Annotated in this window: 8 protein-coding genes; 4 read left to right on the top strand and 4 right to left on the bottom strand. The window is 35.5% G+C overall.

Annotated features, from left to right (window positions below; translation table 11 throughout):
- Positions 1–156 precede the first annotated feature (156 nt).
- Complete coding sequence (locus V7077_RS27820; protein ID WP_420489699.1) at positions 157–510, top strand: hypothetical protein; 354 nt, start codon at positions 157–159, stop codon at positions 508–510.
- A gap of 213 nt (positions 511–723) precedes the next feature.
- The gene (locus tag V7077_RS22240) at positions 724–1,122 is read left to right on the top strand and encodes a VOC family protein (RefSeq protein ID WP_335506003.1); all 399 of its coding nucleotides are present in this window, start codon (positions 724–726) and stop codon (positions 1,120–1,122) included.
- 317 nt (positions 1,123–1,439) lie between these two features.
- Here the strand turns inward: V7077_RS22240 and V7077_RS22235 are convergent, their stop codons facing one another.
- The 3 genes from V7077_RS22235 to V7077_RS22225 form a co-directional block, all read right to left on the bottom strand.
- Entirely contained in the window at positions 1,440–2,744 is a 1,305-nt protein-coding gene (locus tag V7077_RS22235) for an alpha/beta hydrolase family protein (protein WP_335506001.1), read from the bottom strand.
- Between the two features lie 187 nt (positions 2,745–2,931).
- The gene (locus V7077_RS22230; protein WP_335505999.1) at positions 2,932–3,366 is read right to left on the bottom strand and encodes a DUF3021 family protein; all 435 of its coding nucleotides are present in this window, start codon (positions 3,364–3,366) and stop codon (positions 2,932–2,934) included.
- A gap of 14 nt (positions 3,367–3,380) precedes the next feature.
- Entirely contained in the window at positions 3,381–3,818 is a 438-nt protein-coding gene (locus V7077_RS22225) for a LytTR family DNA-binding domain-containing protein (RefSeq protein ID WP_335505996.1), read from the bottom strand.
- Positions 3,819–4,031: 213 nt separating this feature from the next.
- Between V7077_RS22225 and V7077_RS22220 the strand changes: the two genes are divergently transcribed.
- The gene (locus tag V7077_RS22220; RefSeq protein ID WP_335505994.1) at positions 4,032–5,222 is read left to right on the top strand and encodes a macrolide family glycosyltransferase; all 1,191 of its coding nucleotides are present in this window, start codon (positions 4,032–4,034) and stop codon (positions 5,220–5,222) included.
- Between the two features lie 153 nt (positions 5,223–5,375).
- Here V7077_RS22220 and V7077_RS22215 read toward each other — a convergent pair whose 3' ends face one another.
- The gene (locus V7077_RS22215) at positions 5,376–5,792 is read right to left on the bottom strand and encodes a CotD family spore coat protein (protein WP_420489697.1); all 417 of its coding nucleotides are present in this window, start codon (positions 5,790–5,792) and stop codon (positions 5,376–5,378) included.
- Between the two features lie 1,054 nt (positions 5,793–6,846).
- Between V7077_RS22215 and lgt the strand changes: the two genes are divergently transcribed.
- On the top strand, positions 6,847–7,659 hold the full coding sequence (lgt, locus tag V7077_RS22210) for a prolipoprotein diacylglyceryl transferase (RefSeq protein WP_335505992.1): 813 nt from the start codon (positions 6,847–6,849) through the stop codon (positions 7,657–7,659).
- Positions 7,660–7,664 lie beyond the last annotated feature (5 nt).

Here is a 7,664-nt window from a genome sequence, read left to right as displayed (position 1 = left end):
TGCCAAATAAGAAAATAATTAATAAAACTAACAGGATTCCTGTTGCATATTTAAAAAAAGGTCTCGTAATCCACATACCAACCCCCCTAGAATTTGTTTTTAGAAGCTCTCTATTTAACTAGCCTCTTTTGGTCCAACATAAACCTCTATAGATAAATCTCTTCACCAAAGAATAAAAACCATTACTCATCGGCAAGAGATTTAGCAACAATCGCATTAAATTTAATTAAAAATAAAGTCATCGTAAAGTATTCGAGTTTAAAATACGAATATATTCATAATAAAAAAAAGTGGCAGAAAAGAATCGTTAATACAAATCCTTTGTTAGGGGTTATTCCCCAAGTAGATGGGTTAAAGACTGGAGTTACCAACACAGCACTTTACTGTATAGCGGTGACAGCATCCGAAGAAAATAAACGTTTGTTGTTAATTTTAATTGGCGAACCAAATCGGAGTGAGAGAAATGAGGATGTTCGAGAACTTCCCGAATATGGATTCAACCTTGAATAACCGAATAAGGGACAGAGTTTAAAAAGGGGTGCAGGCACCCTTTTTTGATTTATGGGACACTTCAGTTGAGGAATAGATGATGAAGCCGGATTGAATTATTCTGATGGGATATTTATAATTAAAAGAAATTCAAATTGGAAGCCCACTATTAATCCTATGAAAGTGATAAAGGCTAACGAGGATTTAATTAAATGGTTGAAGGAGTGGACAAGAATGGGAAAGGTTACACCGTTTCTAATGTTTCAAGAGGGAAATGCAGAAGAAGCAATGAACTTTTATACGTCAATAATCGAAGATTCGCATATTACAAGCATCGTTCGCTATGGAGCCAATGAGGGTGGGGATGAAGGAACTGTGATGAAGGCTGCTTTTTCCTTAAAAGGGCAGGAATTTATGTGCATTGACAGTAAAGTGAAACATCAATTTTCCTTTACTCCTTCATTCTCTATCTATATTAATTGTGATACGGAAGACGAAATCAATACCCTTTATCAAAAACTTATGGATGGTGGACAAGCTCTTATGCCAATAGGGGATTATGGTTTCAGTAAGAGGTTCGGCTGGTTAAATGATCGTTTCGGAATCTCGTGGCAATTAAATCTTTCCTTGTGAAGTTAATCCAAATTTTGAAGGGAAGCAGCAGGTAAGAACATGAAGGTGTATAGACTAAAGAAAAATTTTAATGGGTTAAAAAAAGGGACACATTTTTATCTGATAGCTGAATCTGAATTTATCGGTGTTAAAGATTATGTTTTAAGAACAATTGATTTATCGTTAAGGATATCAATAACTGAAAAAGAATTTCACGAAAGTTTTACTTTATCTAAATATAAAAGCAGCGTAATCCAGTAGAAAAAGGACCGTCAAAACGATCCTTTTTCTACTATTGTACCAGTTTAATTGGTTTTGAAATGTACGATTTTCATCAATCAATATGTCTTCTTAGGAGTAAAATGGCCAATGCCCTTTAATTGATAATCAAAAAATTTAAGGATTAATTCATTTTCTGTTTCAATACAGTAATATGGATCAATATCTGCTTTTCCGCCTTGAATCATATTGGCAAGGATAGGTGAGAAAAGCGGTAAATCGGTCAAGCTTAAATGCTTTGCCCCTTTGAAATGAGCAGTATATGCGTCTTTGAATTGTTTATTGTTGAGTTTGTTCGCTACATAAATAGGAGTCCGATCTAGCTGCCCCCAGACATCGTCAGAATAAAGGTTAAGAAGTGGGGTCGTGTAGGCTTCACTGCTTGCGGCAAAAGCATCCGTGTCTTTCTTATAAACAAGCTCACTAAAGAACGGGGCATCAATATTTACGACTGCATCTATATCATCACGTTGTCTGCCTAGCCATACACTTGCTGCGCCGCCCATTGAGTGCCCAAAGACACCAATTTTATCTGTATTGATCTGTTGATAAATGGGATTTTGGTCACTTTTGGCTTTTTTAAGGATTGTGTCAATGACAAAATTCATATCGTCTGTCCGCAGTTTCATCCATTTTTGAATGAGTCCATACAGTTCTTCATTTGTGTAAATACCGTCTGAATTAAGATTGCTGATTTCACGGTTATAATTTTGATTGATGAAGACGTTGGTTCCATTCTCTGAACGAGTATAAAAAGAGTGATAGGGATGATCGATTGAAACGACTACATATCCGTGGCTTGCAAGCTCTGTATAGGTAGAAGTATTACTTGCCTTAATTCCGTAGGCACCATGTGAGAACACCAATAACGGGTAGGTTCCATCTCCATTTTCGGGATACCAAAATTCTACATTTACAAATCGATTGTCTCCCTTGTCGGAAAAGTCCTCGATACGGTTTTGATCCACATAGGTGTAAGTAGCGGTGGCAACTTTATAGTTACCAGTTATTTTTGGTGATTTATGCTGTGGAAAAACAATAGCAGGGGCAAGGACTAGTATTATTGCCACCATCATCATCATGGATTTCCAAACAATAGAAGAAATTTTGTGTTTTTTGGTATTTGTTTTGTTACGGATTAGTGAAACGGTTCCTTTTAGCGCTAAGATGAAAAGCAGGATGGCAAGCAAAATCCAGCGGAAACTCCACACAATTACCGAAAAAAGTGTAAGAATCACAAAGGTGATAAACAGTGCAATTCGGATCCAATTCAATAATTTTTTATGGTTTTGTTTCGTAACCATACAGTAGATAGCAAAAGCCATCTCGAAAATCAAAGCAATCAATAAAAGTAAAATTCCCATAGCAGATACTCCTTCTCATTCAAATCATTTTTATGTGTTCATCATAATAAATGACAAAAAGGAAGTATATAGAAAAACAGTAAGTTGCTCCCACAGGCAAATAAGATGCAAAAATAAGCGGTAAGCTCTATAGCTTACCGCTTACTAAATGGTGTCAGGCACCTGCTGATGTAAGATTTTTCATTGATTACTTATGAACGTCTTGTTTTAAGGCCTTTAGTTTTTCGTTAATTTTTTGGGCGTCTTTTTTATCATTTTTCCATGACAGCAGACGGACGAGGAAGTAAATGACGGCAATTTGCAGGGCTAAAATGATTACATCTTGTGCATCATTCACAATACGAAATACGCTGGCCAGGGCAATCAATAGAGTCTCTAAAGCGATAAAATGAATGATCATTTTTATACGCATTTTCTGCTCACTTAAATCCTGAGGCGAATACAGGATAAATCCCATTAATGCACTTATAAATGCAAATGCCATAATGATATAAATGGACTGTAAATCAAAGGACATCTGGGGATCATAAATTTGCCGCAAAATAGTGATAATAATGATGATTGCTGCGAAGATGATCAGGAAATCCTTTATTATCTTTTGTAAAAATTTAGAAATTGTCATATGTATCCCTCCCATTACAATCCAAGCTTATTTTTAAGGACCGGCACATACTGCCTTGATACGACAGCACGTTCCCCGTTATCAAGCACCGCTTCGAAGCGGCCGCTTATGGAAGGATAAATCGAGGAAATTTTTGCTATGTTTAAAATAGTTGATTTGGATGCACGAAAACAGTTTTTTTCTTTGCATAATTCCTCTAACTCATATAGCTTTTGTTTTACCTCAAAAACGCTGTTCTTGCAGTAACTAAAAACTTTTCCGTCTACTGCTTCAAAATAATAGATATCACTAAGCTTAATACGGTGAACTCTATCATTTTGATATCCTAGTAAAATAAGGTCCACCGTTTCCAGCTTGTTAACGATTTCGTATATTTCATCATCTACCTCATGACATCTAATGAGGATTTCTTCCCCCAGTTCTTTGCTAATTTCTTCTATCGATATTTTCATATGATCACCCACGAAAATGTAATTTAATTCAGGTCGACATGATTCTGTATTATTCCGCTGTTTTCAAATGGTTCTGTTTTATAAAAATTATAACATATCCATATGCAATCCTTTTTTAGATTTTTAGCTGTATAGTTAATAAATGTATAATAAACTAAAGGTTTATTTATCAGTTGTTTTTTTACATACAGAATTTCATAAGGAGTGTTTGGAATGGCACGTGTTTTATTTATTAATGGTGGTTCAGAAGGACATATCAATCCAACCATTGGGGTGGTGGAAGATCTTATTTCACGTGGAGAAGAGGTAGTGTACTTTGCGATCGAAGACTTTCGAGAGCGTTTAGAGAAAACGGGAGCTACAGTACGAACATTTGATGGACAAAAATTTATAAAAGCCTTTATTTCCGGCGGGAGAAATTTCTTACTTGAAAGAATCAATGGTCTTTTACGGACAGCAGATATCGTGATACCTAGTGTTCTGGAGCAAATCAAGGGAGAACATTTTGATTATATCATTCACGATTCCATGTTCGGTTGTGGTTATTTATTGGCCCAAATACTTAAACTGCCGGCCATTAATTCTTGTACTTCATTTGCTCAGTCAAAGGCTTCATTCGATAAAATGATGGAACAGCTTTCTAAAACCATTCCCACTGAAATCGTTCAAGAATTTCAAAGTCTGACGGAAAAGATAAATGAAAAATATGATGTGGAGATTCCTTCTCCTTATGAAGTTTTTTGTAATCCTGCACCAATGACAATTGTTTATACAACAAAGGAGTTTCAACCTTTTAGTGAGGAATTTGACCATACCTACAAATTCGTGGGTCCATCCATCTCTTCACGATTAACGAGAGAAGACTTCGATGCTTCGGAAATTAAGGGGAAAAGCCTTCTATATATTTCACTAGGTACGGTCTTTAATCAAGCCATTGATTTCTATAAGCTTTGTTTTAAGGCTCTCGGAAACACTGATCATACAGTTGTCATGTCGATTGGCGAAAAAATTCAAATAGCTGATTTAGGGGAGACTCCTACAAACTTCATTGTAAAAAATTATGTTCCACAAACAGAGGTACTGAAATACACAAAACTATTTATCACACATGGTGGAATGAACAGTGCCCATGAAGGTCTCTATTACGGGGTTCCACTAATTGTCATTCCACAAAGTGCGGATCAGCCGATCATTGCCGAACAAGTAGTCCGTATTGGAGCTGGTCTCCAATTAAAAATGGAAGGTTTGTCTGCAAATCAACTAAGTGAAGCGGTAGATTATGTGATAAATCAGTATTCTGTTTATAAAGCTGTGGCATCTATAAGGGATTCTTTCCAAAAAACCGGTGGGTATCACCAAGCTGTTGATGAGATTTTTGAATTTAAACGTCAATATGATGTCTAACTATACCATTTGACCTCTAATGCGAAGCAAGTTCATCCATTTACTCACTACAAAAAGTACCCAACAGGGTACTTTGGTGTTTCAATGAACTTTTTTTCTATATGATTTTTCTTATTCGCTAACAAATTTCTACTAAGGAATGATTTTGGTAAATTAGAATCCGAATGGACCTGGGGGGCAACAAGGGTTGACTGGTACGCCGCACATGGTATGTGTTTCACAGCATTCATTTACGCAGGATTCTGTGTGTGGGAAATAGTGTTGGTGGTTAACATGTAGTTTGTTAACTGTTGTGGTATGCGAAGGATGAATGTGTTGCACCACCTTGTTGAATAAGTTTGTTTTCACATATTGCTGTCCTGGCGAAACAAGTGGCGGATCATACTGAGCAGGGAACACTTGGGGCGGACAGTATTGTGGGCATGGTTGTGGCGGACAATATTGGGCTGGTAATGATTGAATCGGTGCTATTTGATTTGGCATCGCATTTGGCAACATATTTGGCATCGCGTTTGGCATCATATTTGGCATATTTGGCGAAAAACCACCAAATCCACTTTGTCTTCTCATCATTAAATGACCTCCATCTACATTTGTCTTGTTATATCATCAGTCTATGTGAAAGTTTATTAGTTCGGACTAGTTCGAATACCTAATTTTCAAGGTTATCATAAAGGAAATCAATTCGTGAATAAGTTACACCATTTCTTATCAACTTAAAGAATATACAAATTAAAAGAAGGTGTAATATGGAGAAAAGTCGTTATCGGTCATTCACCATTACTTTTTTAAGGAAGGGCTTATTATATTATTCATATCATCGAGTAGTCAGTCACAAAAAAAGAGGAATACAAGAAGCCTTGTGAAGTTTTAGGTTTATAAACAGAACAGGAGGGGACGTATCCAGGGTCTCAACCTACAGTAAATTCGCATTTAAACAGCTTAAGCAATAATTGCACCTTTTTGGTATAAGCTTCAAATATCATTTAACATTGTGCTAGATAATTTATATCCCTTATTTTCCTCAATTTATTGCCATCTTTATATTCCTCACACTCATATTGTATTACCAGTTTGGAGAACCAAAAGCATAGAGCGGTTTAACATTAGAAAGGGTCGAAACCATTAACCATATTTTAAGAATGGAGATCATATTAGAAGAACAACAGAATACATAATCAATCACTTATGCAACGACACAATTTATTAATTCATACAATACAAAAACATTTGAGTAATATTATTAATCATGTATAGATTTTCCCCAACTCCTTTTAAAAAATATGTGACTAAATAGTAACATGTTAAGATAAAATGAGGTAAATTTTGGTTCTTCTCTCCTGACCAAACCCTATTGTCTTGACATTTTGAATGCTTAGTTAAGCAGATATATCGAACTGTTAAATTTAGATAGCGTGTACGGTTCATTATTTAATTGCCCTTTTGTTTAAGTACAATATTTTACAAACTTCCTTGTTATTCTAAAAAAATTAACTGAGTGTGCAAACAACTTATATACATCTTGAGGGAATGGAAGTGGATTATTAACTAATTCTTAATAAAAGTTAAACTTTCAAAAATGTTATAATTAAATGAATGCACAAATAATAGGAGGAGAATGAATATGGATACAAATCCTACCCCAATAAACCCTATTGCGTTTCAACTAGGTCCTATAAGTGTCCACTGGTATGGCATCATAATTGGTTTAGGTGCTTTGTTGGGTTTATATCTTGCAACACAAGAGTGTAAGAAAAGAGGAATTTCACCTGATATTCTGGTCGACTTAGTTTTATTTGCACTACCTATTGCGATCATATCAGCCAGAATATACTACGTTTTATTCGAATGGAGTTATTATAAAAACCATTTAATCCAAATTCCTGCTATATGGAACGGCGGTATCGCTATTCACGGTGGGCTAATAGGAGCTATTTTAACAGCTATTATATTTACTCGTAAAAGAAAAATATCGTTTTGGAAATTAGCGGACATTACAGCCCCAAGCATTTTACTAGGACAGGCAATAGGACGGTGGGGAAACTTTATGAACCAAGAGGCTCACGGAGGCCCTGTTTCCAGAGCATTTCTTGAAAGCCTACACCTTCCTACATTTATCATCAATCAAATGAATATTAACGGTACTTATTATCATCCTACTTTTTTATATGAATCTCTATGGAGTTTAGTTGGGGTGGTACTGCTAATTTCTTTAAGAAAAATCAATCTCCGTCGCGGAGAATTGTTTTTAACCTATCTTATTTGGTATTCAATTGGTCGTTTTATTATCGAAGGTATGCGAACCGATAGCTTAATGTTAACCAGTCATTTAAGAATTGCACAGGTCATTTCAATTGTGATCATTCTTGTAAGTATTTCATTGAATCTCTTCAGAAGAATAAAAGGGTTTTCCACTAATAGGTATTTGACTGATTAAAAGAG

This window comes from Neobacillus vireti (genome assembly GCF_036962465.1).
Taxonomy (GTDB): Bacteria; Bacillota; Bacilli; order Bacillales; family Cytobacillaceae; genus Neobacillus; species Neobacillus vireti_B.
This window is presented reverse-complemented; position numbering and strand designations above follow the sequence as displayed.